Origin of the sequence: Halovibrio sp. HP20-59 (assembly GCF_033052795.2) — a bacterium.
Taxonomy (GTDB): Bacteria; Pseudomonadota; Gammaproteobacteria; order Pseudomonadales; family Halomonadaceae; genus Vreelandella.
Genome location: NZ_JAWJUW020000008.1, coordinates 67,838 through 93,460, shown reverse-complemented (window position 1 = coordinate 93,460; position 25,623 = coordinate 67,838). Strand labels below are relative to the sequence as shown.

Sequence of the window (25,623 nt, the reverse complement as noted above, 5' to 3'; positions counted from 1 at the left end):
GCAACTGCCAATATGGGCTTTTGGAGGGGAAAATAGTGAATAGTGACTTACAGGTGTTTTGAAAAGAAATCCAGGAGTAACTCGTAGTGCTTATTCTGCACTGAGCTACTAGGAATATGATCCTCACCTTCGTAGTAGTGCACTTCCGGGGAGCGGCCATGCTCGCGCAGGCGTTGTTCCAGACGTTTGGTCATCTCAACCGACCACATTTGGTCTTTCGTACCATGGGAAAGCATTAACGGCCCTGGGTAGCGTTCGATTTCTATCGGCGTGGTCGGCAGCAAGCCTTCGTGACTATCACGCCATGTCCAGGCGCGTTTGCTGACATCCCAGGCTTGCCAGCCGGGGTCACCCACATCGCGAAAACTACGTGCATCAAAGGCCCCGCACACAACATCTGGCGGGCTGTGCGCGGCGATGGCATCAGGCATACCTTTGATCTTATCTCCTGCCATCAGTGAGCCGAGCAATAACGCATGCTCGGCGCCGCGTGAGATGCCATACAGCCCTACCCGCTTATCAGCGAACTGGAATTCCCGTAGGGCTTTCAATGCTTCCACACTGCGATCCAGTGGGTAATCGATAATATGCCCCGCGTTCCATGCATTACCGCCGCTGGAGTAGCCATAAGGGAATGCCAAGAAGCCATGGGCGGCGAATAGCATCGCGTCACGATGGCTCCACCCCGCCCATGCGCCTTCAGAACCATGCAGCAACATGACGGCTGGAAAAGGGCCATCGCCCGGTGGGCCATAAGTAACGCCCCAGCCTGGTAATAAACGCTGCTCGACTTGTAACACCATGCAAAAACACTCCCTGTCTCAGTAAGCGGCCTTTACTACCATATACGCTGAACCTGCCCAGGCCGCTCACCACCGGTTACGTGGACTCGCTTTGATCCCGGTCACCAGGCGCCTGGGTGTCGGATACTTCATTGCTCGATGCGTCGTCGCTGAGCGCGTTATTCGAGCGTTTGGTTTGCCCTTCGCCCCGGGCGATATCGTTGTGGCTGATAACCACCACGTCTCTTGGCCACCAATCGGGATGCTGATCGCGGACGAACGCCATGAGTTTTTCACGCACGTGCATTTCCGCCGTCCAGCCGGCCATGGGGTCAGAGGTCATCAAATAGCACGTCACGGTTTGTGTCGCCCCGCTCTGATTGGTCACGTAACACAGCAGCTTGTGGTGCTCGATAATGTCATCTTCTTCTTTAGCAACTTCCAGAAACTTTTCTCTTATCAGTTCGATGTCGGCGCTAAGGTGAAGCGTAAGGGTCACCGAGCGGTACATCTTGGTGCCCTTGACCGACAGGTTATCGAAGGGCCTTGAGACGAAATAAGTCACTGGCACGATCAGCCGGCGGTCATCCCATACCCGCAAGCGGATAAAGGTATAGAAAATACCTTCTACGTAGCACCATTCATCTTCGAATATCACCAGATCGCCAATCCGGATAGGCTTGGCAAGCGACAACTGGAACGACGACAGAATATTGCCCAACACCGCCTGCCCGGCCACACCTACCAGTACCGCCAACACGCTGGCAGAGGCAAGAATCGAAAGCCCCATGGATTCAAACATCTGGATCTGGCCGAGAATATAGACCGATACGCCGGTCACGGTGACCAGAATAATGACCCGACGCAGCGCGTACAGCGTGGTCAGCAGTTTGCGCTCGTCCTTGGGTTTGGTGTCATCGATTTCGCCCACCAGCCGCCGCATCATGCGCAGCATGATGGTATCCACCAAGCGCAGCGCCATGGTGCCGACACCCCAGGCCATAATGGCGATCAGCACGACCCGGAAGGTGGTCGTCGCCACCGCCGAGAACGACACCACGTAATCCAGCAACATTTGCGTGAACAGCGACATCACGATCATTGCCGCAGGCATGCCGACCTGGCTGGCAAAAATACTCGACACCCCTGATGGCAGCCACTTCGACATCAAGCCAATCAGGCGGTGAACGCTCCACCCGACCATGCCGACCACCAGCAGGAAGATAGGAATGGCAATCCACTCCCAGATTTTCAGCAGGCCGAATGAGGCCTGGAAGCGTTCGGGGATGTAGCTTTCCAGCATTGAGGGCCCGTACTGTTCGTACAGTACTGGGATATAGGTCACGCTAATGGGCATGATCAGCCAGATCGGCTTCTCTTCACCGACGCGGTACCGGGCCAGCCGAATATCGTAGGTTTCGCCGTCGGCCTGCAACGACGCCAGTTCGATATTGCGGCGCGGTTCACCTGCACGGGAATTTTGACCCGTGGAATCTTCGATGACGGCGTCTTCACGCCCCGGCAGACTCGACACGCTCAGCCACTCGCCCCGCCGCAGAATCTCCGCCATCTGTCGGGCCAGCTCAGCGCCTTGCTCGCGCTGCTCCTGACTGGAAAATTCGGCAAGGTTGAGAATATGCGCGGCGGCTTCGTAGTTCTCCTCATCGGTCAGCGACAGAAAACTACGGATTGCCTCGCGCGGCGTTACTCGATTGACTTCTTCAGGGACCTCTCCAAGCCCCGCATTGATCGAATCGACGCTGAACCAACGATCACTCCCGCTCTCTCCTCCTTGAGTTTGCGCCGTGCTGGGGCTAGAGAAGGTCACGACAAGAATGACCACCAGCACCCACCACACGGGCCACGTGCTTTTTGCTTTCATACGTACCTTATTTTGATTGAGATGAGCCATTTGCCAGCCACCGACAGGCCCGATTGCAGGCCACCCCCAGGGGCTGACACCGGGCCATACCTGTCAGTGAAGACACAAAGTACAGTCTACCTTACCCGATGAAGCAAGGCGCGGCGTCGTGATGACGACTCGCGCGCGTACAACGGCTGAGTAGACAGCAGGGCCGGTCAGGCGTCTCCCAGCGCGTCAAGATCGTCATCGTGCAGCGACTCCAGCAAGGGCTCCCCCTGGGCGTTGAGGCGGAAGCGGCCGTAGCTTGCAGCCTCATAGCGCTCGGCGTGGCCTTCCTGGAAAAAGAACGCATCGGTGGCTAGCCGCACCTGACCGTTGCGCAGGCGGTAGTGCAGTCGCCGTTCGTCGTTATCCAGCGTGCTTTCGCCCTCCGCCAGCCGTTGAAACTGGGCAACACGCTGTTCGTCCAGTCGCACGATGGCGTAGCCGTCGCGCGGCCTGGATGCGTCGTCATCGCGGCGGCTTTGCAGCGCACGCCGGATCTCGTTGCTCAGCGCAAAATTGAGCGCCATGTAGTCGCCCTGCATTAACGAGCGCGGGTCGACAGGCGCCAGCGCCAGATACACCACCTCGCCTTCGGCCAAGTGCTGCTCCTTCTCCCAGATCGCCGCGTTCACCACCAGCAGAATCAGAAGCGTGGTCGCAACAATCACCATTCGGCGCCACTTGGCACTAAGCATCATGGTCACGGCTCCCGTTGGCTTGAAGTGGCGTCGGTGAACCCAGCCAGCGGCGCAACGCCCAGCGCAGCAGCAACAACAGCCCGCCAATCAACAGCAGTGTAAGTGACTTCATCAGCAGCGTGGTCTCCAGCGAATAGTAATAGCTGCCAATGCCCAGCAGTAGCGAAAGCATCCCGACCCCCACCAGAACGCGATGCCCAACGGCAACGCCCAATAGCATCACCACTACGCCTTGCCCTACGCTCGGCACGTGATAGGTCACAATGAGCAACACGACCGCACCCACAAAGGCGGCCCCACGCGCCCTGGCGGAAAGTGACGCATCAAGCCGCGTCAACAACAGCACGCCTAACGCCAGCGCAACCAACGCCACCCCCAGCCAGGGTGCTAACGTCGCCCAAATCCCCTCCACTCCGGCATCGAAATACAAAAGCGACCCGACGGCATGGGCCATTCCCTGCATGACCAGCAGGCCCACCAACAGGCCATAACCCCATGCTTGCACATGGGTGATACGCGTCGGCCAGCGAAACTCATTCAGCCAGAGCGCGGTAAGGGCCAGCAACACCATGCCGCTGGCAACCGGCTCCATGGCGCTCATCGCCAACGCCATATACAGCGCCACGCTGGCGGCAAAGGCAGAAAAACCACGATGCGTGTGGCTGGGCATGACCAGCGCCAGCACGCCCTGCAAACCCAGCAACGCCCACCATAGGTAAGCGGACGTTTCCCAGACATTGACCAGGCCCCAAGCCACCAGCAGTTGCCCCGCCAAGCTAACGGCAATCGCCAGGTGTTCGCCCACGTCGCTGCGCGTCACGCGAAACAGCCCAAACGCCGCCAGCAGCATCATGGCGCCCAAACTCAATGACCCCAGCGTGCTCTCCACCACGGACGCCGCGACCATGGCGATAAAGCCGAGCAGGAACATCGCTGCCAGCCAGCCGGAAAACGCCTGCAGCACGCGTATGAACCAGGGGATTGGCGGCGACGCTTGCGTGTCGTTTTCATTCACTGCGATACCCGCCTGGTGCAACCTGGCGCGTAAAGACGCCGCCTTATGGGTCATAAGGGCGCCTCCGTATGCAGCCGTTTCAACCACACCACGGCGCCAGCACCCATGACCAATACCGCCAGCGCCAACATCAGCAAGCTACCCGGCTGCCATTCGCCCTGCCATAACAACCGCCGGGCCAGGCCCAGCGTCACCACGCAGATCAGCGACACGCAGCCGCCCGCCACCAACAACAGATCCGGCCGCCCGTAGCGATAACCGCCATACAACGCCGCGAGCCATAACGGGTAAACCCCTAGCGCGGGCATGTAAAACGCCGTTGCATCGACGATCAACGTCATCATCAACAGCGTAATGGGTATACCGCTGCCTAGCGCCAGGGTGCGCAGGGTCCAAGGGCTAACGCACCAGCGCCGACGCTGCACGCCCCACTCGCCTACCACAAGCGCGGTGGTGTTGAGCACGAATAGCCACCAGAAAATGGCATCGCTGCTGACAAACCACGCGTCGAGCGCCCCGCCCCAGGTGCGAAAATACAGCCACAGCGCCGTGTTCAAAAGCGCCAGCCAGGCAAGCCAAAGCAGCTCAAAGCGGCTGACCAACACCCAGGGCAGGATCAACACGGCCCAGACGCAAAACAGCTGCCAGGGGTCGGCGCCGCTCTGATACACCTGACCCAACAGCGCCAGCAGCACCCCAACCAACAGCGACGCGGCGGTCAGCGCGGCCCTGGTGGCTACCCAGCGGTGAGTATTGCCCCAAACGGCGACTCCTACCGCCAGCACGAGCGCCGCCTGCACCAGGCCAAAACGCGGCCAGCGACCCAGCTCGGCCCAGTTATAGGCCACAAAAAACAGCACCGCGAAGGCCAGCGCCAAGCTTCCCAGCCATAGCAACACTCGGTCAATAAACACCCCTAATGCACGCGGCGAAGGACGCAGCCTGGCCACCTGGACGGCACGCGCCACCTGTTCGGGCGGTATCGCCCCCTGGTCAATCAACGACACCAGCTCGTGGCGTTCTGCCGCCATGTGTCTCCCTAAAAGCATTAGTTAAGCCCTGTTATGATGTTTCATCAGCGCTCGGCTGCCGCCCTCAAATGGCCGTTGCAACGGCGGAATCGTCATCCAATGGTTGTTTTTCCCTTCATTTCGTTACAGGTTATGTAGAACCTTTTAGCCGTTAGCGGATCGAAACATACATCCTTAGTTCGACATCATAGCCCAGTCGGCTTCATCCAGCAGGAGCACCGCATGCTGATCAAAATTGCCAAACCAAGCGACTTGCACGAATCCGAAGTCACCCCGGAGTCCATCTACCTCTCCAGACGGCGTTTCATGGGCGGCGTAGCGGGTCTTGGTGCAGGCCTTGCCCTGTCCGGCCAGGTTCGCGCCAGCGAGGACTACTCGGATGTGCCTGCCGGCGATGCGCCAGCGTGGCTACAAGAGAAAATCAGCGATACCCAATGGAAGGCGGTAACACCAAGCGACCCCGAGAAAGACAAAATCGCCCCCTATGACGACGCCAGCAACTACAACAACTTTTTCGAGTTCGGCACCGACAAGGGAGACCCTGCGCGTCATGCGGGAAGCCTGGAAACCCAGCCCTGGAGCGTGGTGGTCGATGGCGAAGTCAATAACGGTGGGCGTTTTGCCTTGGAGGACTTCGCCAAGCCATCGCAGTTTGAAGAGCGCATTTACCGCCTGCGCTGCGTTGAGGCATGGTCGATGGTGATTCCTTGGCTGGGGATTCCGCTGGCAGAAATTATCAAACGCGCCGACCCCACCAGCAAAGCTAAATATGTTCGCTTTGAAACCCTGGTGGACCCGGAGCAGATGCGCGGTCAGCGGTCATCGTTCTCGGTCATCGACTGGCCCTACGTGGAAGGCCTGCGCATGGACGAAGCCATGCATCCGCTGACCATGCTCGCCATGGGTATGTACGGCCGGGAATTGCCCAATCAAAACGGTGCCCCGCTGCGGCTGGTCGTGCCATGGAAATACGGCTTCAAAAGCATCAAGTCGATTGTGCGGATATCGCTGACGGAAGAGCAGCCGGTGAATTCCTGGCAGAAGATCGCCTCTGAAGAGTACGGCTTTTACGCCAACGTGAATCCCAACGTCGACCACCCCCGCTGGAGCCAGGCCACCGAGCGCCGCCTGCCCAACACCCTGTTCAACTCCAATACCATTGATACCCGCATGTTCAATGGCTATGGCGACGAGGTGGCCGAGCTGTACGCGGGTATGGATCTGAAGGAAAATTACTGATGGCAAGCAAGCGTGCATGGCTGGCGTGGCGCATAGGGGTATTTCTCGCCGCGCTGGCCCCGCTGGTCTTCTGGGGCTGGCAGGTAGCGACTAACGACGCCGGCCCCGAACCAGGGCGCTACCTGCTGTTGCACTTCGGCATCGGTGGGCTGTGGTTGATGCTGCTGACGCTGTGCCTGACTCCGCTGACCAAGCTCACCCGCTGGAAAGGCTTTGCGCTGATCCGGCGCCAGCTGGGCCTGTGGACGCTTGCCTATGCCACCCTGCATCTGCTCAGCTACGCGCTGTTCATCCTGGGGCTTGATTGGGCGCTGTTGGGCAGCGAGATCGTCAAACGCCCCTATATCATCGTCGGCATGCTGGCGCTGACCGGCCTGGCGATACTCGGCGCCACGTCCAACCGCTGGGCAATGAAGCGCCTGGGCAAACGCTGGAAGCCGTTGCACAAGCTGGCTTATCCCATTCTAGGGTTAGTGCTGTTGCACTTCTTTTGGGTCGTGAGAGCCGATATGGGCGAATGGGCCGCTTACGCTTTGGCAGCCGCGCTTATCATGGCTACACGACTGCCGCCGGTGGCCGGCACGCTGCCCAAAATTCGCTATCGACTGAGCCGCTAGGCCAGTCTGCACCTAAGCAAACGTCCGGCGCAGGTAGTTGCGTTAAGCAGTTGTCTCTGTTTCAACACGTCGTTGGCTATCTACTGTACGTGTCAGGCCAAGTAGGCAGTCGTGAAGACGGCTCGCCCGAGCAGGACTTCGCCGCTCAGGTGCAGCTTGCTTTCGACAACCTACAGAGATTAGTGGTAGCAGCGGGCGCAAGCTTTGACGATATCGTCGACGTGACGACTTTCCATACTGCCCCGGAAGCCCAATTCCCTATCTGGTTGGAAGCCAAGGCGCGCGCGTTTCCAGAAAAACCCTACCCAAACTGGACGGCGGTTGGCGTGACATGGCTGGCGGGTTTCGATTTTGAAATCAAGGTCATTGCCAAACGGAAGGCGTCGATACAAGTGAGTCATGGCAACACCCTAACTGATGTGTCACTTGTTGTATCTGGTCATTGAAACCGCCGAGCCTTCAACGCCGCACGGGGTTCGGGGTCAAAATCTGCACCTTGTCGGGTTATCCATTGGCCTGTTCAATAGAGGGTTATAGCGATTGAGGCCATGGCTGATTCACTCCGTACGCTGAAGCCAGCAATGCAGCATCCTTGGTGTCTTAACGATAGAACCTCGACAGCGCCCTGAGCACCTCCTTCGACACCCGGGCCTCGAGCTTAATATCGTCGAGTTCGTTCATGCGGTAGTCGTAGACTTCGAAGGCCCCTGTGGGGTGCACGGCCACCTGATAGTCGGGCATCAGGATGCCATAACCCATGTAGCTGCCTGAAAGCATCCAGTCGCGATGGGGGTCGGCGTCCAACAGGCTTTGCCCCAGGGTGTAATGTTGAGGAGCCGATTCACAGTCGAGCAGTTCCTCGAGCAGCGTCGGTGCGATATCGGCGTGGTGCGTTCGCCGCTCCAGCGCACCACCGGACCGCCCCGGCAAATGCATCACCAGCGGGACCTGAACCTGCTCCGGCGTGTAGTTGCTGCCATGTCCCCAATAGTTCTTGCCATGTTCGTTGAAGGACTCACCGTGGTCGGCAGTAATCACTATCGCCGTATCCTCAAGCCGCCCACGGCGCTCCAGGTCATCGAGTACGCGTCCCAATTGCTGGTCCACATAGCGCGCTGCCGTGCGATAGCGGTTCCAGTAAGGTTCGGGATCAACGTCAGGCCCCAGGCTCAGGTGGTTGATATGCTCCCAATAGGGCGTGAACCGCGGGAAGTCTGGCGGATGGCTGAAGCCGTGCACGGCGTCATAGAACAGGAAACCAAAAAAAGGCTGCGCATCTGACCTTGCCTCTTCTTTGTCCATCCAGGCTAGCCAGTCATCGGTGATCTGCTGGTCGCGCTCCCAGGGCTCGCCTTTTGCTGACTCCAGCGAGACATCCTTAAGACCCGCAAAAACGTTACGGTCAAAGGCAGGGCTCACCAGCGTCGCAGAAGAGAGAACCTGGAAGCGGTAATCGGCAGCCTCTAATCGCTCCATCAGCACCGGAGGCGTCTGGCTGGCAGTAAAGGCATCCCAGTAGGTGACTGGCAGGCCATAGAAGAGGCTGAAGACACCGGCCTTGGTGGAGTTGCCACCACTGATATGCTCACGCGCCCTGAACCAATCGGGTTGATGGGCGTACCGGAAAAGATTCGGCATCACTTCAGGAGTGAGCATGTCGTGACGCAGGGTATCCAGCAGTACCAGCAGCAGGTTGTCGGAAGACACCGACGGCGAGCAGCTCAGCGGCGCGGAGGGGTAGATCAGATCCTGCGCCCCGCCCTCTGTCGCCTCAAGATCCACCCGATCGCGCACCGCCTGGGGGTCGACCCACCCTTGCTTGACGAAGAAGCGCTTGGCAGTGGCCGGATAAAAGACCGGCACATGACGCGTCATGCCGGTGATGTCGCGGTCGTAGTGGGCATCCGCCCAGGCATGCCAACCATGAACCCCCAGCAGGGCCAACAAGCTTACTACCAGCATCGCGGCCACAGGCCGTAAAGGTGGACGTCGCTTGAACAGTAGCCCGAGACCACCCTGCGCCGCCAACATGCCCAGCACGCCACCAACGGCCAGTGCCCAGGCGACCCATGAGAAGCTGAACACGTCTCCCCCGGCGTTGAGCAGCAGGTCGAGGATGAAGCCACTCAGGTGGAAGCGATACTGAGCGTAGACGAAGGTATCAAGCAGCAGCAACAACTGCAGGCCACTCGCCCACAGGGTGGTTATCAGCCACAGCCCGATGCCGCGCAAAAACGTGGCCAGCAGGAACATCGGCAAAGCGCCCAGCCATACCAGCAGCGAGATATGGCCGAGGAAAACCATCAGCAGGTAGCTCCACTGCTCGGCCCCCTCGGGCTGGATATAGTCGACATAGCGCAACGAGATCATCCAGGCAAGCAGCAGGTTGGCCAGGGTCCAGGCGCCAAGCCAGCGCCACCGGTGCAGGAGTCGATAGATCACGCGCGAATTCTCCAAAGACCAGACGCCCTTCAATCGACGTTGGGTAGAAAGAGTGTTGACTGTCGCAGCCGCTGACTTACTGAAAACTTACGCAATACTTCTCGAGCGTTCCGACCCCCAGTAAGACTTCTGAAAGTCGCATTACCGGGTAGTCTCGTCCCATGCGACGAGGATCAATCCATGCCGATTAAAAGGTCAGAAAAGCTGGAGAAGAAGCCTACACCGCCCTATTCGCATTTGCTACTATCGCTAGATAGTCGCTTTCACATTTCAGCGACGTTTTAGCCACATCAGCTTTGCTAACCTCTCAATGCTTAATCAAGACAGCGAGGCCGAGCCACCGCTTGGCCTGCAACTAGGTTATGCCTGACAAGGGAGATCAGCTGATGGGGAACGTGCTTGGAGCGACACCGATTAGAGTGTTGATTGTCGAAGACAACCGCGACATTTGCGAAAACATCGCTGAGTATTTTGAGGCGGGAGCCGATGACTATTTGGTCAAGCCATTCGCATTACAAGAGCTACATGCGCGACTGCAGGCGCTGTGCAAACGTAGTCACGGAAAGACCGACAATCTGTTAACAGTTGGTGATCTGACGATGAACAGGTCCACGCTGCAAGTGCATCGTGCGGGGCGGCGCATCAATCTCACCCCTGTCGGCATGAGACTACTTCAACGCTTGATGGAAGAGGCGCCGTCTGTTGTGGCTCGCGATGATCTCGAAACGTTGTTGTGGGCTGACGAGCGCCCTGATGGCGATGCGCTTCGCTCGCACTTGTACAAGCTGCGCCAGGCTATCGATAGGCCGTTTGATAGCCCATTAATTCATACCGTGCATCGTATCGGGTACCGAATCGCAGAGGATGCTCAGTAATGTACCGGCACAGCTTGCGCAAGCGTGTCGCCATTGCTTTTGCATTGTGCGTTGCTGTCATCAGCGTGGCCTGGGGATTTGCCTTCTTTGGTGCGATCAAAATGGTCGTTTACTCTCTGTTTCACGACGGTATGGTTCACCGACGCTGGCCGATTCGCTGGCAGCCGAAGAGCGGCTACTTGAAGCGTCTGATCCAAGCTCACCGAATACATCATGCCGTACGTACTCGAGAGGGCGCTGTGCCCTTCGGCTTCCTTTACGCGCCAGATGTCAGGAAACTCAAAAAACGCCTAAAGCAGCAACGGGCTGCATCTTCAGCGGGAGCGCGACATGACCGATGACAGTATGGTGAAACGCAAGAATGATCATTTCTACATCGTACTGGACGATATTGATCTAAGCACACGACTTTTCCATAAGACAGTGAATGCGCTGCTGTTGATCAGTTCCATGACCGGCGTTGCCGAGCGAGTCGCCCTGCAGTCTGGCAGCGATCATGGCCGAACTAAGCAGTTACGACGCATCGGCAGTGTTCGGGAGTGCCGGTCTGCATGCATTGCGTGCGGCGGTGCTGCTGGATGATCGCGCCAAGATATGACCTGATACTGGTGGGGGGCGGCCTGGCCAACGGCCTGATCGCCCTGCGCTTGATACAGGCGCAGCCAGGGTTGCGCCTGCTGATGCTGGAAAGCGAAAGTCGCCCCGGTGGTCATCACACCTGGTCGTTTCACGATGGCGATCTCTCCGCAGACCAACATGCCTGGCTGGCGCCCCTGGTGGGTCGTCGCTGGCCGCGGCACCGGGTGATCTTCCCGCAGCGCGAGCGACTGTTGAACGGGGGCTATGCCAGCATCTTCTCCCGGGACTTCTCTCGCGTTCTGGAAGAGGCCCTAGGCGATAGGCTGTGGGTCGACACGCGCGTTGCCCGCCTTTCCAGGGATAGCGTGGAACTAGAGGATGGTCGGGTGCTGCACGCCAACGCAGTAATCGACGGCCGGGGCCCCGCCGACAGCGCTCATCTGACCCTGGGCTATCAGGCATTTCTCGGCCGGGAAGTCCGCCTGGACAAGCCCCACGGCCTGGAAGAACCGATCCTCATGGATGCCAGCGTGCCCCAGCAGGACGGCTACCGGTTCGTCTACGTGCTGCCCTTCAGCCACGATACCCTGCTGATTGAGGATACCCACTATGTGGATCGTCCAGAGGTGAACGCGGCCCAATTGCAAGAGCATATTGACGTCTATGCGCGGGATTGCGACTGGCAGATCGTCGAAACCCTGCGGGAAGAGAGCGGCGTGCTGCCGATCATCCTGGCGGGTGAGTTCGATACCTTCTGGCAGAACGCCCAAGGCCAACCGCGAAGTGGCCTGCGCGCCGGTCTGTTCCACCCCACCACCGGGTACTCCCTACCCCAGGCGATGGGCCTGGCGGAGCGCATCGCCGAGCTTGGCAAGCTCGATGCAGAGTCGCTATTCCAGGCCATCCATGCCTTCGCCGCCCGGGAATGGCGGCGCCAGGGCTACTTTCGCCTGCTCAATCGCATGCTGTTCCTGGCGGGCCGCCCGGAGCAGCGCTGGCAGGTCATGCAACGCTTCTACGGCCTCTCGGAACCGCTGATCGAACGCTTCTACGCCGGACGCCTGACCCGTGCCGACAAGGTGCGCATCCTGATGGGCAAGCCGCCGGTGCCGCTTGGCGAAGCGCTCAAGGCGGTGCGGGCGAATTCCCCACAAAAGATTTCATCCACCTTCTTCGGAATACGCTCATGACCCAGCCTCAACGTGCCCTGGTGATCGGCGCCGGCTTCGGCGGCCTGGCCCTGGCGATTCGCCTGCAGTCCGGCGGCTACCAGACCACCCTGCTGGAAAAGCGCGACAAGCCCGGTGGCCGCGCCTATGTCTATGAAGACCAGGGGTTCACCTTCGATGCCGGTCCGACGGTGATTACCGACCCCTCCGCCCTGGAAGAGTTCTTTCGTCTGGCAGACAAACACATGGCAGATTATGTCGAACTGCTGCCGGTCACGCCCTTCTACCGGCTATGCTGGGAAGATGCCCCTGCCTTCGATTACGTCAACGACCAGGCCGCCCTCAAACTGAACGCGGAAGTGGCAAGCATCGAGACCGCAGGGGATCAGGTAAGCGGCGTCACCCTGACGGATGGCCGGCATCTTCCGACCGATGCACTGGCCTCCAACGCGGACGTGATGCATACCTACAGCAGGCTGTTGAGCGGGCATTCCCGTGGCACCCGCCAAGCCAAATCCCTGGGCCGCAAGCGCTTCAGCATGTCACTGTTCGTGATCTATTTCGGCCTGGACAGGCCACCGCAAGGCCTGGAGCACCATACGGTGTGCTTCGGCCCCCGCTACAAGGAATTGATCGACGAGATCTTCAACGCGGACACCCTGGCGGAGGATTTCTCCCTCTACCTGCACTCCCCCTGTGTCACCGACCCAAGCATGGCACCTGAAGGCTGTAGCGCTCACTATGTCCTGGCACCGGTGCCGCACCTGGGTAAGGCGAACATCGACTGGGAAACCCAGGGGCCGATATACCGCGACCGCATCCTCGACTATCTGGAGCGTCACTATATTCCCGGGCTACGGGAGCACCTGGTGACCTGTCGTCACTTCACCCCCCTGGATTTTCGCGAGGAGCTCAACGCCCACCTGGGTTCCGCCTTCTCCCTGGAGCCGATTCTCACTCAGAGCGCCTGGTTCCGACCCCACAACCGGGATGCCAAGATCGACAACCTCTATCTCGTGGGGGCTGGCCCCATCCCGGCGCCGGGGTGCCCGGCGTGATTGGTTCCGCCAAGGCCACCGCGGGCCTGATGCTGGAGCGACTTAATGACCGATAAGCTAGGACAGCATGCCGCACAGATGATAGCCGTGGGCTCCAAGAGTTTTGCCACCGCCGCCAAGTTGTTCGATCCGGCCACTCGGCGCAGCGCCCTGATGCTTTATGCCTGGTGCCGCCACTGCGACGACGTGATCGACGACCAGCAGCTGGGCTTTCGTGCTCAGGAAACCACGGGCGAAAGCAGCGAGACGCGCCTGAACGAGCTGCGACACCTGACGCGTCGCGCCTATGCCGGGGAGCCCATGCAAAGCCCGGCCTTCGCCGCCTTTCAGGAGGTTACGCTCGGCCACGGGATTCCCGAGCGCTATCCCCTGGCTCATCTGGACGGATTCGCCATGGACGTGGCAGAGCGGCGCTATGTCACCCTCGACGATACCCTGGACTACTGCTATCACGTGGCCGGCGTGGTGGGCATCATGATGGCCTGGATCATGGGCGCGAGGGATGAAGCGACCCTGGATCGCGCCTGCGACCTGGGGATGGCCTTTCAGCTGACCAATATCGCCCGGGACATCATCGAGGATGCACAAATCGATCGCTGCTATCTGCCAGCACAGTGGCTGGAGGAAGCCGGCATTCCACGCCAGGAGATGACAGCGCCAAGGCATCGCGAGGCCCTGGCAGGCCTGGCCCAACAACTGATCGATCTGGCAGAACCCTACTATGACTCCGCCTATGGTGGATTGACGGCCTTGCCGCCTCGCTGCGCCTGGGCCATCGCCACCGCCCGCGGCGTCTATCGAGAAATCGGGGTCAAGGTGAAAACGCACGGTGCTCGGGCCTGGGACGCGCGCATTTCGACCAGTAAGGTGGACAAGGCGCGCTTGCTGGGTCTGGGACTCGCTCACGCAATGGCATCCCGCTGGCAAAAGCCAGCGCCAAGGCCTAGCGGTCTCTGGCAGCGTCCAGCGTAGCGGCTTTCTTCATGGAACCTCCGTGCTTTTCCCGCCATTGGTGCTTCAAGGCACTGTAGCTAATCCACCGGGCAACCTCGTTCTCCATTAAGGCGGGGGCCGCTCCCGGCAACGAGGCGGTAATTGCTAACCCAATAGAGCATTGCCCGCAGATCAATCATCCTTGCAAGCGACTCCATGAACTCACCAACGAGGTGGCCATGCAAATTTTAAGACGCAAGCCCCTAAATCCGCCCAACCTGCCCGGTCACTCTAAGTCAGGAGGAGCACATTTGTGGCTCTATGTTAGAGGCAAGCACCCATCGATGGAGACTTCCATGTTTCGCCGCCTTAGTGTTTTACTTTCCACCCTTGTGTTGCTGGCCTCTTGCGCCCTGCCGCCGGACTCCCCGCGATTTCAGCCCTCGGGCAGCCTACCGCGCCATGATCAACCAAGCTTCGATCAGTACATGCGCGAAACACGCGCATGGATTGCGGATAACCGCGCTTTTATCAGTGAAGGCCGTAACCTTGAAATAAAGCTCAACACGCCGTTTGAACGTCGCCCAGATACACCGGCAAAACGCGGCATCCTGCTCGTGCATGGGCTGGGCTCGAGCCCGTGGTATTTCTCGGATATAGCCACCGCTATGACGAACGACGGCTGGCTGGTTCGCTCTATTCTGCTACCCGGTCACGGCACCCGCCCCGCCGACCTGATGCTGCCGAACAACGATGATTGGGAACATACCGTTGCCCATCACGCCCGCCTGCTGGCAGCAGAGGTCGATGAACTGTGGCTGGGGGGTTTCTCAACCGGGGGCAACCTAGTCACCTCCCAAGCGTTCAGCGACGACGATGTCGATGGGCTGCTGCTGTTTTCTCCTGGTTTTTACCCCGCGAGCAGTTATCTGTTTCTCGCCCCGACCATTGCCCATTTTTGGGACTGGCTCGACATCGATGACGAGGACAATATCGTCACCTACCAGTCGCTGCCGTCGCGCGGTGCCTCGCTGTATTATCGCTCGGTCAGTGCCGTGCAAAAAAATCTCGCAGCCGAGCGCTTCGATAAACCCGTGCTGATGACCATGAGCCAGCACGACAGCGTCCTTGACCCCGACGCGACGCTCGATGCCTTTCAAACCCGCTTTCCCCACCCCGCATCGCGCTTCGTGTGGTACGGCGATCCACCACAACACCTTGACGACCCGCGTGTTACTCCCTTGACCAGCCACCTGCCCGACCGGCGGATCAGTAACTTTTCCCACATGAATGTGCTGTTTGCGCCGGAGAATACCTATTACGGTGAGGAAGGTAGCTACCTCATGCTGGAAAACGGCCAGGACGACCTCGTCCCGCCCGATGACCCAGACACCCTATGGTTCAGCGCATGGGGCCAGCACGACGCGGAAAAATACCACGCTCGCTTAACCTGGAATCCTTATTTTCTCGAACTCCTCAATAATATCCGCGAGGTAACAGGTGACTGAACGGCGAAAAAATCGACTGAGCTTGGCAGGATTCATAGAATAACCGCAGCACTTTGGATCACAAGGTAGAAGCAGGAGGGCCAGCACCGGCACCCTCCCTGCTTTACCGACCAAAGTGAAGCAGAACATAGGATACTGACAGCTGACCCAGACGCTACGGCAGAAATTTTGATATATCGAATTAGGCAGGCGCCATTCCCTGCTCTCAGAAAATGGTATTACGTCAACAGCAAACCTAAATAAGTAGCTGTTATTGATGGCGCTTTGTCTCATCGCCTTGGGTATTCGCACCGCTCATTTTCCTAGCGTCGCTTTGGGAAAGATTCCAGACGTCAACTATACTCCGCCCTATGAACATGATGTCGTTTCCTGGGCTGGCTTATCCTATGACTCACGCCATCCTAGTGAATTTATCCCCTTGATCAGCATAAGGAGTTTGCCGTGAGAGACACTACTGGCCACACTAATAAAAATAGGCTGCATCCACTTCATACCGTGCTACTTGTAGGGACGACCCCCTTCTTTCTTGGCGCCACGTTAAGCGATTACGCCTACTCGTCGAACTACGCAACGCAGTGGACGACCGTTGCGTACTGGCTAAACATAGGTGGGCTTATTTTCACCGGCCTGGCGTTTTTATTCGCGATGATTGGCTTCTTTCGTACTCAGCACCGCCAATTGCCTTTTCTGATTTACCCAGCGCTGTTATTGCTTACCTGGGTACTTGGTTTTGTTAATACGTTGGCCCACGCGCGGGATACTTGGGCAATGATGCCTGCGGGTTTTTCTCTCTCAATCGTGGTTACTTTGTTGGCAGGCACGGCTACCTGGGTGGGTTTCTCGCAGCTCAACGCCGAACGTAAGCCATAAAAACACCTGTCTAGCTAAAAGGATCTCACATGATCGACTCAATCGAAGAGCTCGACGCCATAAAAGAATCGTGCCGTTCAATGGTAACGAAGAGTTCTCGCTTTTCTGCGGGCGCCGCGATTATTCCTATACCCGGCCTGGATATAGGTTCAGACGTGGCTATATTGATGCGGCTAATTCCCAAAATTAACGAAAAATTTGGCTTATCGCCTGAGCAAATCGATAGCCTGGATACGCAATCCAAGCTCTTTGTGATGACCGCCATTTCAAATACCGGCAGTAAAATGGCGGGCAAATACATCACCCGAAAACTGATTGTGCTGCTACTCAATAAGATGGCAGGCAAGGTAGCTGCAAAGAATGTTTCCAAGTTTGTGCCCTTTGTGGGCAGCGCTGTGGCGGGCAGTATCAGTTATACCGCGATGAAATACATGGGTAACAGCCATATCGACGACTGTTATGAGATCGCCTTGGCGGCTCTGGAAAACGAGAAGTTTGAAACAGCCATCCTCATTGAGCCAGCGCCAGAATCAGAGTACGAAGAGCCTAAGACCAATCAGGGTAAACTGACTGGTCTTGGCACTTCGATATGATGACTTACCAGCGATAGCTCACTTTTGCCACGACTTCGCGGCCAGGATTGTAGTAGTCGGCCGTGGCCGAACCGACCACATGCTGCTCATCAAGCAAGTTGCTGACATTGACGGCTAGGTCCGCATCTTTGGTGAGCTGGTAGCTGAAGGCCGCGTCAAAAAGCGTTGCCGCACTGCTCTTTGACGTATTGGCGACATCAAAGTAGTAGGAGCCAATGTAACGGGCACCGAGGCCAACACTCAACTCCTGGCTTGGCAAGGTATAGTAGCCCCACAGCGACGCCGTATGTTTGGGTGCTGCGGTGAACTCGTTACCCTCTCTGGCTGCGTTGCTGTCGCGCACCACTTCCGACTCCATATAGGAGTAACCACCGGCCACGCTAAAGCTATCGGTCAACTCAGCCTTCGCTTCCAGATCAAGACCCCGTACGCGGGACTCACCTACGGTTTCCCGCTCGACAACGCCGTTGTCCTGCACAACCGAGATGGTGACGTCGTCTCTGGTTAGGTCATAGATGGCCGCCGAAAACAGCGCATTCGTACCAAAGGGAGAATATTTCGCACCAATTTCGTACTGCTCGCCCCGTTCGGGATCGACGCCAATCGTGGGCGGTGCAACCGACTCCACCATGCTGACATAGGTGGAAATTTCGTCGGTGACGCGATAGGTCAGCGCCCCACGAAGTGAGGTCTCAGAAAAGTCATCGGAATCGGTAACGCCCGCCATGTTGGTGCTTGAGACATCCATCGAGTCGTTGCGCACACCCGCTGTCACAATGAATCGGTCATAGAAGGACAAATTCTGGGTCAGGAAGACCGACTCGGTGGTGAAGTCCTGCTTGTTGCTGCTATAGACGTTCAGGCTACTGGGGGCACCGCTAAAGACAGGATTTGCGATATCAATGGAGGTCGCATCGCCGTAAAACGAACTGTCTTCGGTTGAGGCATCGCGATATTCGATACCCACGAGCGTGCTGCTATCGACCTGATCGAAACTGGCGTCGTACTGCAGAATAGCGTTGCCGATCAACTCCTGGGCTTCTTTGTCAGTACCAAAGTAGTCGCGGTCCACCACACTGCCTACGCGCGCCGCAGAGTCATTGATATAGACGTAACCGAAATCGTCGGTTAGATCGCTGTAGCGCAGGTTACCCCGCAACGTCAGCCCGTTGTTGAAATCATGAGTGAGCTGCCCGGTGAGGCTGGTACGCTCGACGTCGTGAAAGTTATAGTCCGGCTCACCATAGAATTCGTTGCGGTCGTACTCCCGGTCGAGTGGATAACCACCGCTATTGGGTGTGTCGTCACGCTTCAAGTAATCAAAAATGACACTCGCTGAAGTATAATCCGTTGGCTCCCAAGTCAGGCCGCCCATCAAGAAGCCATTGTTGTCTTTGGAGTGATCGTACTCGCGATCACTATCCCTGATCGTGCCGGTGAAACGGTAGGCCACAGTCTCGTCAGCGTTCAGTGTGTCGCCCACATCAACACCGGCCTCTTTTGCGTCAAATGAGCCGTAGGAGAGATAGCCTTCGCCAAATCGCTCAAACCTTGGCCGTTTACTCACGAAATTGACCGAACCACCCGGATCCGCCGGGCCAAACAGGGTGGAGTTAGCACCTCGCAGCACCTCGACGCGTTCATAGGCGTAGGGTTCTTCACGAACACCGCGCATTGAGCCTAGCGTCAGTCCATCACGATAAGTGGTCGCCTGGAACCCGCGGATTTGGAAATAGTCATTGCGATCATCTGAGCCGTAATACCCGGTGATGACCCCAGGCGTATATTGCAGTACTTCCTCGGTGGTAGAGGCGTTGCGCTGCTCAATCTCTTTCTCAGTGATGACTGACACAGAGGCCGGCGTATCGAGAAGACTGGTGGCGACCTTACCACCCACCCACAGCTCCTGAGCCACTATCGAATTGGCATCATCATCAGCGTAGGCCTGAGCATTGACGATAATGGGGGCGAGGCGATAGCCCTCGTTATTGTCACTGCCTTCGCCGGTTTCCTGTGCACTCCCGATCCATGGGAATAGTCACCAGCGTTGTGCCGCACAGAATGGCGGTAGTGGTCTGCTGCCACCGTAACCGGCTTGCGCCGCGCCGGACTGTGCTACTGCTATCAGTCATGTTGAAGATCCCTTGAAATGATTAAACCGGCCCTGCTCGCCTTATGGTTTTCTTTTAAAAGGCCGTGAGAGTATCCAAGGGTGGCAGCACCTAGTCAATAGTAATAACACAAATCATAATCATTTATTTTTAACTTTAGTTCATGATTGCAATACACGTATGAGGTCATGCACCAGCCGACTACCCGTCCTATATCTGCAGCGCTCGTGTACCAGCGGCATCTGATCAACAAATAAAAAAAGCCCGTGTTATCCAAAACACGGGGCTTTTGACAAAGGAGTGTGGCCTGGCTCAGTGTGCCTCGGCAGCGGCACGCCCTTTGATGATAGAGCGGGCAAGCATCACATACGCCACCGAGCCACAGGCGGCCATGGCCAGGATGACCGCTTCCAGCGTATGCGGTAGCAGTGCAGATAAACCACTCAGAATCCCGGCGATGCCGAACTGGGCGGCACCCAGCAGCGCTGCGGCCGTCCCACTGCTGGTGGGAAAGAACTCCAAAAAGCAGGCCTGAATATTCGGCGAGATCGCCCCAATCGAACCGATGGTCAGCATCATGGCGGGCAGGAAGGCATACAGCGGCCACTCCATGAAAGCCGCCATCACCAGCAATACTATGCCAACCGCCTGGCAGCCCGTTGCCAACTGCAGGATACGCAGTGACGGTAGCCTGGAAAGCAACACGCGATTGAGAATGTTGAAGATAAGCATCGCGACGATATTCGCCGCAAACAGCATCGAAAAGCTTGAAGGCGACTGGCCGAAATGCCCCTGATAGATAAATGACGCATAAGTAATGAACATCATCAGGGTAGAAAACGAGGCGGCCTGCCAAACGATGAACGGCAGGGCCGGTTTTGTCGACAGTACCAGCTTGTAACGCGCCAGCAGGCTCATTTTAGGGCTTTTCGCGCGAGACACCTTGCCCGTGCCGGTAAAAATCACCCGCACCAGCAACGGCACCAGCAGCACCGCGTATACCGCCAAGGCAAAAAAGATAGTGTGCCAGGAACCCAGCGCCAGAATCGCACTGCCCACGCTTGGCGCAATGCCCGGCGCCAGCACCATGATAAAGCCCATCATCGAGAACAGCTTAGCGGCATCGCGGCCCGCCACTCGGTCACGCACTAACGCCGGTACTGAAACCAGAGTGAAGCCTGCGCCAAGGGCCTGAACGGCGCGCCCGCCGAGCATCGTGTTTAAAGAATCCGCCATACCAATGACAATGCTTGAGAGCGCAAAAATCGCCAGCCCGCTCATCAACACCCGCTGGCGACCGAATCGGTCTGAAAGCGCACCGCCGATTAACTGCCCCAACGCCATCGCGAATACATACACCGAAACACTCAACGATACCGCCTGCTGAGAAACCCCTAGCGATTCGCCGATAACCGGAAAGGCCGGCAGGTACGTATCCATGGAAAACGGGCCCAACATCATGGTCATTGCTAGGCTCAGCACCACAATGAAGGGCGTTTTAGATTGGGTCATAGAAGCTCGCGGCAAAAGGGCGTAATGATGGACAGCATCAGCGATATGATACCGACTGATGCTATCAAGGCAATCGAATAGAAAATGAGGGGGTAGGCTGCTGGGCGGTAATCGGCTAAGCACCTAGCCAGTTTGTTATCAGTTTGCTCGGGTATGCATTAAAAACTATTCTTAAAAACATGCTTAAAACCAAGCTGAAAGCACACCCCAACGAGAAATAAGGAGGCAAGGATGTCTACCCCCCAGCCCGAACGACTCCATCTCGACAGCGATGCAGCGACCGGCTACCCCAACTCCCCTCTACCGGTGCTGGTTTATCGGCAGGTTCTCGATATCAGCAATGCAGAAGAGCGGGCCGAGGCCTTTGAAAGTACGTTCAAACACCACGGTTGGCCGCCTGCGTGGCGCTACCACCTGTATGATTTTGACCACTTTCACTCCACCGCCCACGAGGCACTAGGCATCTTCCGCGGGCAGGCCCGGGCGCGGCTCGGCGGCCCTAACGGCCAGGAGCTGATGCTTTACCCAGGTGATGTGCTGGTGCTGCCAGCGGGAGTCGGGCATGCCAGCCTAGAGGCGGACGATGATTTCTGCATGGTAGGCGCTTATCCCATAGGCCAAAAACCGGACATAGAGCGCGGCGACCCCGCACAGCTTGAGGCAGCCCAAGCGCGAGTCGCTGCCGTGGCCTTACCCGAAGCCGACCCCATCGGTGGCTCGCTGAAAACCTTGTGGGAACAAGCCTCTTAAATGAAGCAGGACCGGGCCCATAAAAGGTATGATCTCCAAACACACACTTTATACCAACGAGGAGATCCAATGCCCGCTTATGTCGTAATGACCCGTGAACGCACCCACGATGCAGAGGAGTTTTCGCGCTATGGCGAAAAGGCCAAAGCCGCCCGCGAAGGCCACGACCCGCAGCCGCTCGCCTTCTACGGCGATTTTGAAGTACTGGAAGGCAGCGACATGGAAGGTGCGGTGATTCTGCGCTTCCCTGACATGGCCGCCGCCCGCGCGTGGTACCAAAGCCCCGCCTACCAGGAAGCCCGCAAGCACCGCTTCCAGGGTGCCGACTACCGCGTGTTTATCGTGGATGGAATGGAAGAAGCGTAAAAGGCTTTCTTTACGCACCGTTTAGCAATAAAAAGGTCATTTGTTAATTAACGAATGGCCTTTTTATATTTTCACTAATGCTTACATGCCCCAGCTTAACGGCTTCGCCTTGTAAACCTAAGCCTTGCTTGGCCCGGCGTCGAATCTGCCGCTTTTCCTCTTAGTACCCTACCCGGAATTTCCGGGTAGCTTCCTCTTTCTCCAGTTCCGCCCCTGGTGCAGCAGTATTCAACTTTACATACCAAAGCAAATACTCAAGCGCGCTTGTTCCTTAGAAAAAATGCAGCACGCATAATTACCGATCGGTAATTTATAATGACTTCTAGGGCTTTTTAATATAATAATTACCGCTCGGTAATTATTATATTGCGAGACACCGATATCGGGTTTAAAATTACCGGACGGTAATCAAAAGCAGGTTCCTATGCCAACCAATAATTCTCCCTCCCAAATGACGACTTCCATTCGCCAAAGCGAAGACCTCGGCAAACTGGTGCGCCAGCTACGTGCCGAACAAGGGTTATTACAGATTGATCTAGCGGGCCTTGCAGGCACCGGTAATCGCTTTATCGTCGACCTAGAACGAGGCAAGCCGACGCTTCAGTTACAAAAAGTGCTGGACGTGTTGGACTTGATGGGACTTGAGGTGGTCGTGAAGCGCAAAGGAGGCAACCGTCATGGCGAGTGACGGCACCCTAACGGTTTATCATGAGGAAAGGCATGTCGGGTGGTTGTACGATACCCAACCACTTCGCTTCGAGTACGCATCGGAGTGGTTGGAATACTCTAAAGCAGTGGGACTATCACCCTCATTACCACTCACGCAGCAGGTTCACGCAGGCGATGACGTGTTGGCTTATTTTGAGAACCTGCTGCCGGAAGGTGATCTTCTCCATCACCTGGAACTTCGCCATCACACCACGACCGTTTTTGGGTTGCTGAAAGCCATTGGTGGCGATACGGCCAGCGGCTTCACCCTACTTTCACCGGGCGAGTCACCGGCGCCGCCGCACTACCGGCCTATTCATTGGGAAACTGTGGCTGAACACTTGCAACATCGGGAACGAGGCCCGTTGTTTTCGCAACCGTTCTCGCAACAAGGCGAAGAAGCGCGGATCTCACTGGCCGGTGCTCAAGACAAATTACTGTTGATGGTACAGCCAGATGGAAGCCCCGCCATACCAGAGGGTTCGGCGCCTTCCAGCCATATCCTCAAGCCGGATATCAAAGGCCTGAAAGGTGTCTGGGCCACCGCCCTCAACGAAACCTTTTGCATGCAGCTGGCCGCTGAACTCGGGCTCGAAGTCGCCGAGGCTAGCTACCAACCCGAAACCCGCGCCTGCCTAGTGCGCCGCTACGATCGAATTCCCGACGCACAAGGTAGATTGCGGCGCCTGCATCAACTCGATTTCTGCCAGTTGGCTGGCACACCTTCGCTGATCAAATACGAAAGCGACGGCGGCCCGGGGCTGGTTCGCTGTCGTGAACTCCTGCAGCAATCAGGCGCACCAGCTAAAGACTTGCAGCGTCTGATCGGCTGGCTCTTTTTCAACCTGTTGATTGGAAACAACGATAGTCACGCCAAGAATCTCGCTATCCTCTATACCGATGAAGGCCCCCGATTGGCGCCGTTCTACGATTTGATGAGTACTGCGCTTTATAGCAGCCTTTCAAGCCACTTTGCGCTGAGTGTCACCGGTGAGTCTCGCCCCGGTAGTATCAAGCGCTCACACCTTGAGGCGTTGGCCCGCTCACTACGGTTCCAGCCACGTTACTTCTTAAAACAGGGATTCGAACTTGCTGAACGCATGCCGGCGGCTATCGACAGCACTCTTAACACACTGAGCGCAATAGCTGATCAAGGCGCCGAGCAGACGCTGCTGGAGAGATTGCAGCAACGGCTTTTAAGCAACTGTCGAAAAATGCCTGAGCGATGGTCGGCGGATTAATACAAAGCGCCGACTAACGCGTATTTATCGTGGAGGGAATGGAAGAAGCTTAATCAGTTATCCCCCGCTTTCAACGGCGGGGGTTAACCGCTATCGCAGCAAGATGAAGTGTTCGATCAGCCGAATCATCAGCGTTTTCTGATCAGGTAGGCTTTCAGCCACTAACAGGGCTAACGCCACCAGCGTATTGTCGTTGATTAATTGCTCGACGGGCCGGGCCAAAAAGGTCGCATTGCGGCGCAGGTACCATAGAAATAGAAACGATCCACAGCGCTTATTTCCATCGGCCAGAGGATGGTTTTTAATCACAAAATAAAGCAGATGCGCCGCCCGCGTTGCCACATTGGGGTAAAACAGTTCGTCGCCAAAACCCTGTTCAATGGTAGCCAAGGCTGATGTCAAACCATCGCCCCGCACCTGCCCGAACAGTTCAGTTGCCTCGCCTTTAGCGATTAAGGTTTGCTTTAACTCACCAATGGCTTTCAAGGCTTCTTCCAGCTCCAGCGAATGCATACCGGGCTGCTTGATATTTAGTTCAGCTAATTGTTGCTCATCGTAGCCCTGCAACAAGCTCCAAGAGCGAGCGTAATCGCTAATCACGCGGGCAACCGCTTCGCCTTCTGTAGAAACCAGGCCTTGATTGGTCAGGGTTCGGCTGAGCAAACTCACCGCTTGCTCAAATTCTATGCCACGCTCGGTTAGGCGGCGTTGGTTTAAGGTATAGCCTTGTACCAAATGGTCTTTAAGAACATGAGTTGCCCACTTGCGGAACTGGGTGGCACGCTTGGAGCTAACCCGATACCCAACGGAAATAATAGCATCAAGGTTGTAGTGTTTGGTGCGATATCGCTGCCCATGCTCAGCCATATGTTCCAAAATGGAACATGTGCTGTCTTCATCCAGCTCTCCACTCTTATAAATATTACTTAAGTGTTTGGTTGTTGCAGGGCGCTTGGTGTTAAACAGTTCTGCCATCTGCGCCTGGCTTAGCCACACAGTCTCTTGCTCCAGCGTCACCTCAAGGTGTGCTTGTCCATCTTCGCTGGTGAATATCTGTATTTGCTGATCATTCATGAGTGTTGCCTCCCAGGTTTACATAAAGCGCTTTACGTCTTCAGAACAAGCACCTCCCAAGCAAGCAGCACTCAATACGGCAGTAGTCACCTTTCCATACTAAAAGAGAGACTCAAGCGCGCCCGCAATCAGAGGTTAAGTAAACCTTACCACAAAAACTGTTTATTCATACAGCAAAATATTACCCTGACATGAAGATGGTCAGAGATGCGCCCGATCCAGGTCGACGCCAAGCGGATACCGAGCCACTAGCCCACCGCCTTTGTTCAGGCGCAGCACGATAGTTCCGAAACATTCCGTATTCATCGATTTACGCCATATCCCATACTTTACGGCAGCGCAAGTGCGAGTAGCAGCTCTAGCCTTACCAAAAGAAACGCTGATAGGTGGGTCACTAATAGCACTATGGAGGCAGGGCTATAAAAGAGAGCGGGGCTGTATTCACAACCTATTCGAATCACAAATTGAGCCGAATAGGTGCTGTATTCGGCTCAAAGGGGCATTTTGGAAGTGGCCATGATTGAACAGGGAGAGCTTTTCAGT

Annotated in this window: 25 protein-coding genes; 16 read left to right on the top strand and 9 right to left on the bottom strand. The window is 56.8% G+C overall.

Annotated features, from left to right (window positions below):
• Window positions 1-47 precede the first annotated feature (47 nt).
• The 5 genes from RZA33_RS11205 to RZA33_RS11185 all read right to left on the bottom strand — a co-directional run bounded on the left by RZA33_RS11205 (window position 48) and on the right by RZA33_RS11185 (window position 5,435).
• On the bottom strand, window positions 48-803 hold the full coding sequence (locus RZA33_RS11205) for an alpha/beta hydrolase family protein (RefSeq protein WP_317507796.1): 756 nt from the start codon (window positions 801-803) through the stop codon (window positions 48-50).
• 76 nt (window positions 804-879) lie between these two features.
• Window positions 880-2,664, bottom strand: a complete 1,785-nt coding sequence (locus RZA33_RS11200) for a mechanosensitive ion channel family protein (RefSeq protein ID WP_317507795.1) — start codon at window positions 2,662-2,664, stop codon at window positions 880-882.
• 197 nt (window positions 2,665-2,861) lie between these two features.
• Entirely contained in the window at window positions 2,862-3,389 is a 528-nt protein-coding gene (locus tag RZA33_RS11195) for a GDYXXLXY domain-containing protein (RefSeq protein ID WP_317507794.1), read from the bottom strand.
• Window positions 3,379-4,458, bottom strand: a complete 1,080-nt coding sequence (locus RZA33_RS11190) for a DUF4401 domain-containing protein (protein WP_317507793.1) — start codon at window positions 4,456-4,458, stop codon at window positions 3,379-3,381. Before RZA33_RS11190 ends, RZA33_RS11195 begins: the two co-directional genes overlap by 11 nt.
• Window positions 4,455-5,435, bottom strand: a complete 981-nt coding sequence (locus RZA33_RS11185; RefSeq protein ID WP_317507792.1) for a DUF2157 domain-containing protein — start codon at window positions 5,433-5,435, stop codon at window positions 4,455-4,457. Before RZA33_RS11185 ends, RZA33_RS11190 begins: the two co-directional genes overlap by 4 nt.
• 222 nt (window positions 5,436-5,657) lie before the next feature.
• Here RZA33_RS11185 and msrP point away from each other — a divergent pair, with 222 nt between their 5' ends.
• The 3 genes from msrP to RZA33_RS11170 are packed head-to-tail and all read left to right on the top strand — an operon-like array spanning window position 5,658 to window position 7,737.
• Window positions 5,658-6,674, top strand: a complete 1,017-nt coding sequence (gene msrP / locus RZA33_RS11180) for a protein-methionine-sulfoxide reductase catalytic subunit MsrP (RefSeq protein WP_317507791.1) — start codon at window positions 5,658-5,660, stop codon at window positions 6,672-6,674.
• Window positions 6,674-7,291, top strand: coding sequence for a protein-methionine-sulfoxide reductase heme-binding subunit MsrQ (gene msrQ, locus RZA33_RS11175; protein ID WP_317507790.1), 618 nt, complete (start codon window positions 6,674-6,676; stop codon window positions 7,289-7,291). The genes msrP and msrQ overlap by 1 nt, the downstream gene beginning before the upstream one ends.
• 50 nt (window positions 7,292-7,341) lie before the next feature.
• Entirely contained in the window at window positions 7,342-7,737 is a 396-nt protein-coding gene (locus RZA33_RS11170) for a RidA family protein (RefSeq protein WP_317507789.1), read from the top strand.
• A 154-nt stretch (window positions 7,738-7,891) separates the two neighbouring features.
• Here the strand turns inward: RZA33_RS11170 and RZA33_RS11165 are convergent, their stop codons facing one another.
• The gene (locus tag RZA33_RS11165; protein ID WP_317507788.1) at window positions 7,892-9,748 is read right to left on the bottom strand and encodes a DUF3413 domain-containing protein; all 1,857 of its coding nucleotides are present in this window, start codon (window positions 9,746-9,748) and stop codon (window positions 7,892-7,894) included.
• 371 nt (window positions 9,749-10,119) lie between these two features.
• Between RZA33_RS11165 and RZA33_RS11160 the strand changes: the two genes are divergently transcribed.
• From RZA33_RS11160 to RZA33_RS11120, 9 genes are all read left to right on the top strand, one after another.
• On the top strand, window positions 10,120-10,608 hold the full coding sequence (locus tag RZA33_RS11160; protein ID WP_416337863.1) for a winged helix-turn-helix domain-containing protein: 489 nt from the start codon (window positions 10,120-10,122) through the stop codon (window positions 10,606-10,608).
• Window positions 10,608-10,949, top strand: coding sequence for a hypothetical protein (locus RZA33_RS11155; RefSeq protein ID WP_322976207.1), 342 nt, complete (start codon window positions 10,608-10,610; stop codon window positions 10,947-10,949). Before RZA33_RS11160 ends, RZA33_RS11155 begins: the two co-directional genes overlap by 1 nt.
• A complete protein-coding gene (locus RZA33_RS11150; protein WP_317507787.1) occupies window positions 10,939-11,190 on the top strand; it encodes a hypothetical protein in 252 nt (83 codons plus the stop codon). Before RZA33_RS11155 ends, RZA33_RS11150 begins: the two co-directional genes overlap by 11 nt.
• Window positions 11,187-12,377 carry a lycopene beta-cyclase CrtY gene (gene crtY, locus RZA33_RS11145; RefSeq protein WP_317507786.1) on the top strand — a complete coding sequence of 397 codons (1,191 nt, stop codon included), beginning with the start codon at window positions 11,187-11,189 and terminating at the stop codon, window positions 12,375-12,377. Before RZA33_RS11150 ends, crtY begins: the two co-directional genes overlap by 4 nt.
• Entirely contained in the window at window positions 12,374-13,414 is a 1,041-nt protein-coding gene (gene crtI / locus RZA33_RS11140; RefSeq protein WP_317507785.1) for a phytoene desaturase family protein, read from the top strand. The genes crtY and crtI overlap by 4 nt, the downstream gene beginning before the upstream one ends.
• A 45-nt stretch (window positions 13,415-13,459) precedes the next feature.
• Window positions 13,460-14,386 (top strand): 15-cis-phytoene synthase CrtB, encoded by a 927-nt coding sequence (gene crtB / locus RZA33_RS11135; RefSeq protein WP_317507784.1) that lies wholly within the window; start codon window positions 13,460-13,462, stop codon window positions 14,384-14,386.
• Window positions 14,387-14,703: 317 nt separating this feature from the next.
• The gene (locus RZA33_RS11130; RefSeq protein ID WP_317507783.1) at window positions 14,704-15,855 is read left to right on the top strand and encodes an alpha/beta hydrolase; all 1,152 of its coding nucleotides are present in this window, start codon (window positions 14,704-14,706) and stop codon (window positions 15,853-15,855) included.
• A gap of 441 nt (window positions 15,856-16,296) precedes the next feature.
• Complete coding sequence (locus RZA33_RS11125; protein WP_317507782.1) at window positions 16,297-16,725, top strand: DUF2231 domain-containing protein; 429 nt, start codon at window positions 16,297-16,299, stop codon at window positions 16,723-16,725.
• A 29-nt stretch (window positions 16,726-16,754) separates the two neighbouring features.
• A complete protein-coding gene (locus tag RZA33_RS11120) occupies window positions 16,755-17,318 on the top strand; it encodes a hypothetical protein (protein ID WP_317507781.1) in 564 nt (187 codons plus the stop codon).
• Between the two features lie 4 nt (window positions 17,319-17,322).
• Here RZA33_RS11120 and RZA33_RS11115 read toward each other — a convergent pair whose 3' ends face one another.
• On the bottom strand, window positions 17,323-19,215 hold the full coding sequence (locus RZA33_RS11115) for a TonB-dependent siderophore receptor (RefSeq protein WP_317507780.1): 1,893 nt from the start codon (window positions 19,213-19,215) through the stop codon (window positions 17,323-17,325).
• A gap of 526 nt (window positions 19,216-19,741) precedes the next feature.
• The gene (locus RZA33_RS11110; protein WP_317507779.1) at window positions 19,742-20,941 is read right to left on the bottom strand and encodes a multidrug effflux MFS transporter; all 1,200 of its coding nucleotides are present in this window, start codon (window positions 20,939-20,941) and stop codon (window positions 19,742-19,744) included.
• 231 nt (window positions 20,942-21,172) lie between these two features.
• Here RZA33_RS11110 and RZA33_RS11105 point away from each other — a divergent pair, with 231 nt between their 5' ends.
• The 4 genes from RZA33_RS11105 (at window position 21,173) to RZA33_RS11090 (ending at window position 24,006) form a co-directional block, all read left to right on the top strand.
• The gene (locus RZA33_RS11105; RefSeq protein WP_317507778.1) at window positions 21,173-21,691 is read left to right on the top strand and encodes a cupin; all 519 of its coding nucleotides are present in this window, start codon (window positions 21,173-21,175) and stop codon (window positions 21,689-21,691) included.
• Between the two features lie 69 nt (window positions 21,692-21,760).
• Window positions 21,761-22,057, top strand: a complete 297-nt coding sequence (locus tag RZA33_RS11100; protein WP_317507777.1) for a DUF1330 domain-containing protein — start codon at window positions 21,761-21,763, stop codon at window positions 22,055-22,057.
• 424 nt (window positions 22,058-22,481) lie between these two features.
• Complete coding sequence (locus RZA33_RS11095) at window positions 22,482-22,745, top strand: helix-turn-helix transcriptional regulator (RefSeq protein ID WP_317507776.1); 264 nt, start codon at window positions 22,482-22,484, stop codon at window positions 22,743-22,745.
• Complete coding sequence (locus RZA33_RS11090) at window positions 22,735-24,006, top strand: type II toxin-antitoxin system HipA family toxin (protein WP_317507775.1); 1,272 nt, start codon at window positions 22,735-22,737, stop codon at window positions 24,004-24,006. Before RZA33_RS11095 ends, RZA33_RS11090 begins: the two co-directional genes overlap by 11 nt.
• A 90-nt stretch (window positions 24,007-24,096) precedes the next feature.
• Here the strand turns inward: RZA33_RS11090 and RZA33_RS11085 are convergent, their stop codons facing one another.
• Entirely contained in the window at window positions 24,097-25,080 is a 984-nt protein-coding gene (locus RZA33_RS11085) for a virulence protein RhuM/Fic/DOC family protein (RefSeq protein WP_317507774.1), read from the bottom strand.
• Window positions 25,081-25,623: the final 543 nt, after the last annotated feature.

Excerpts from the sequence above, each read along its gene's own strand:
- RZA33_RS11105 (WP_317507778.1), top strand. The coding sequence starts at position 21,173 with ATGTCTACCCCCCAGCCCGAACGACTCCATCTCGACAGCGATGCAGCG.
- crtI (WP_317507785.1), top strand. The coding sequence starts at position 12,374 with ATGACCCAGCCTCAACGTGCCCTGGTGATCGGCGCCGGCTTCGGCGGC.
- RZA33_RS11150 (WP_317507787.1), top strand. The coding sequence starts at position 10,939 with ATGACCGATGACAGTATGGTGAAACGCAAGAATGATCATTTCTACATC.
- crtB (WP_317507784.1), top strand. The coding sequence starts at position 13,460 with ATGACCGATAAGCTAGGACAGCATGCCGCACAGATGATAGCCGTGGGC.
- RZA33_RS11195 (WP_317507794.1), bottom strand. The coding sequence starts at position 3,389 with ATGATGCTTAGTGCCAAGTGGCGCCGAATGGTGATTGTTGCGACCACG.
- RZA33_RS11100 (WP_317507777.1), top strand. The coding sequence starts at position 21,761 with ATGCCCGCTTATGTCGTAATGACCCGTGAACGCACCCACGATGCAGAG.
- RZA33_RS11095 (WP_317507776.1), top strand. The coding sequence starts at position 22,482 with ATGCCAACCAATAATTCTCCCTCCCAAATGACGACTTCCATTCGCCAA.
- RZA33_RS11085 (WP_317507774.1), bottom strand. The coding sequence starts at position 25,080 with ATGAATGATCAGCAAATACAGATATTCACCAGCGAAGATGGACAAGCA.
- RZA33_RS11190 (WP_317507793.1), bottom strand. The coding sequence starts at position 4,458 with ATGACCCATAAGGCGGCGTCTTTACGCGCCAGGTTGCACCAGGCGGGT.
- RZA33_RS11090 (WP_317507775.1), top strand. The coding sequence starts at position 22,735 with ATGGCGAGTGACGGCACCCTAACGGTTTATCATGAGGAAAGGCATGTC.
- RZA33_RS11160 (WP_416337863.1), top strand. The coding sequence starts at position 10,120 with ATGGGGAACGTGCTTGGAGCGACACCGATTAGAGTGTTGATTGTCGAA.
- RZA33_RS11205 (WP_317507796.1), bottom strand. The coding sequence starts at position 803 with ATGGTGTTACAAGTCGAGCAGCGTTTATTACCAGGCTGGGGCGTTACT.
- RZA33_RS11130 (WP_317507783.1), top strand. The coding sequence starts at position 14,704 with ATGTTTCGCCGCCTTAGTGTTTTACTTTCCACCCTTGTGTTGCTGGCC.
- crtY (WP_317507786.1), top strand. The coding sequence starts at position 11,187 with ATGATCGCGCCAAGATATGACCTGATACTGGTGGGGGGCGGCCTGGCC.
- msrQ (WP_317507790.1), top strand. The coding sequence starts at position 6,674 with ATGGCAAGCAAGCGTGCATGGCTGGCGTGGCGCATAGGGGTATTTCTC.
- RZA33_RS11120 (WP_317507781.1), top strand. The coding sequence starts at position 16,755 with ATGATCGACTCAATCGAAGAGCTCGACGCCATAAAAGAATCGTGCCGT.
- RZA33_RS11110 (WP_317507779.1), bottom strand. The coding sequence starts at position 20,941 with ATGACCCAATCTAAAACGCCCTTCATTGTGGTGCTGAGCCTAGCAATG.
- RZA33_RS11155 (WP_322976207.1), top strand. The coding sequence starts at position 10,608 with ATGTACCGGCACAGCTTGCGCAAGCGTGTCGCCATTGCTTTTGCATTG.
- msrP (WP_317507791.1), top strand. The coding sequence starts at position 5,658 with ATGCTGATCAAAATTGCCAAACCAAGCGACTTGCACGAATCCGAAGTC.
- RZA33_RS11200 (WP_317507795.1), bottom strand. The coding sequence starts at position 2,664 with ATGAAAGCAAAAAGCACGTGGCCCGTGTGGTGGGTGCTGGTGGTCATT.
- RZA33_RS11185 (WP_317507792.1), bottom strand. The coding sequence starts at position 5,435 with ATGGCGGCAGAACGCCACGAGCTGGTGTCGTTGATTGACCAGGGGGCG.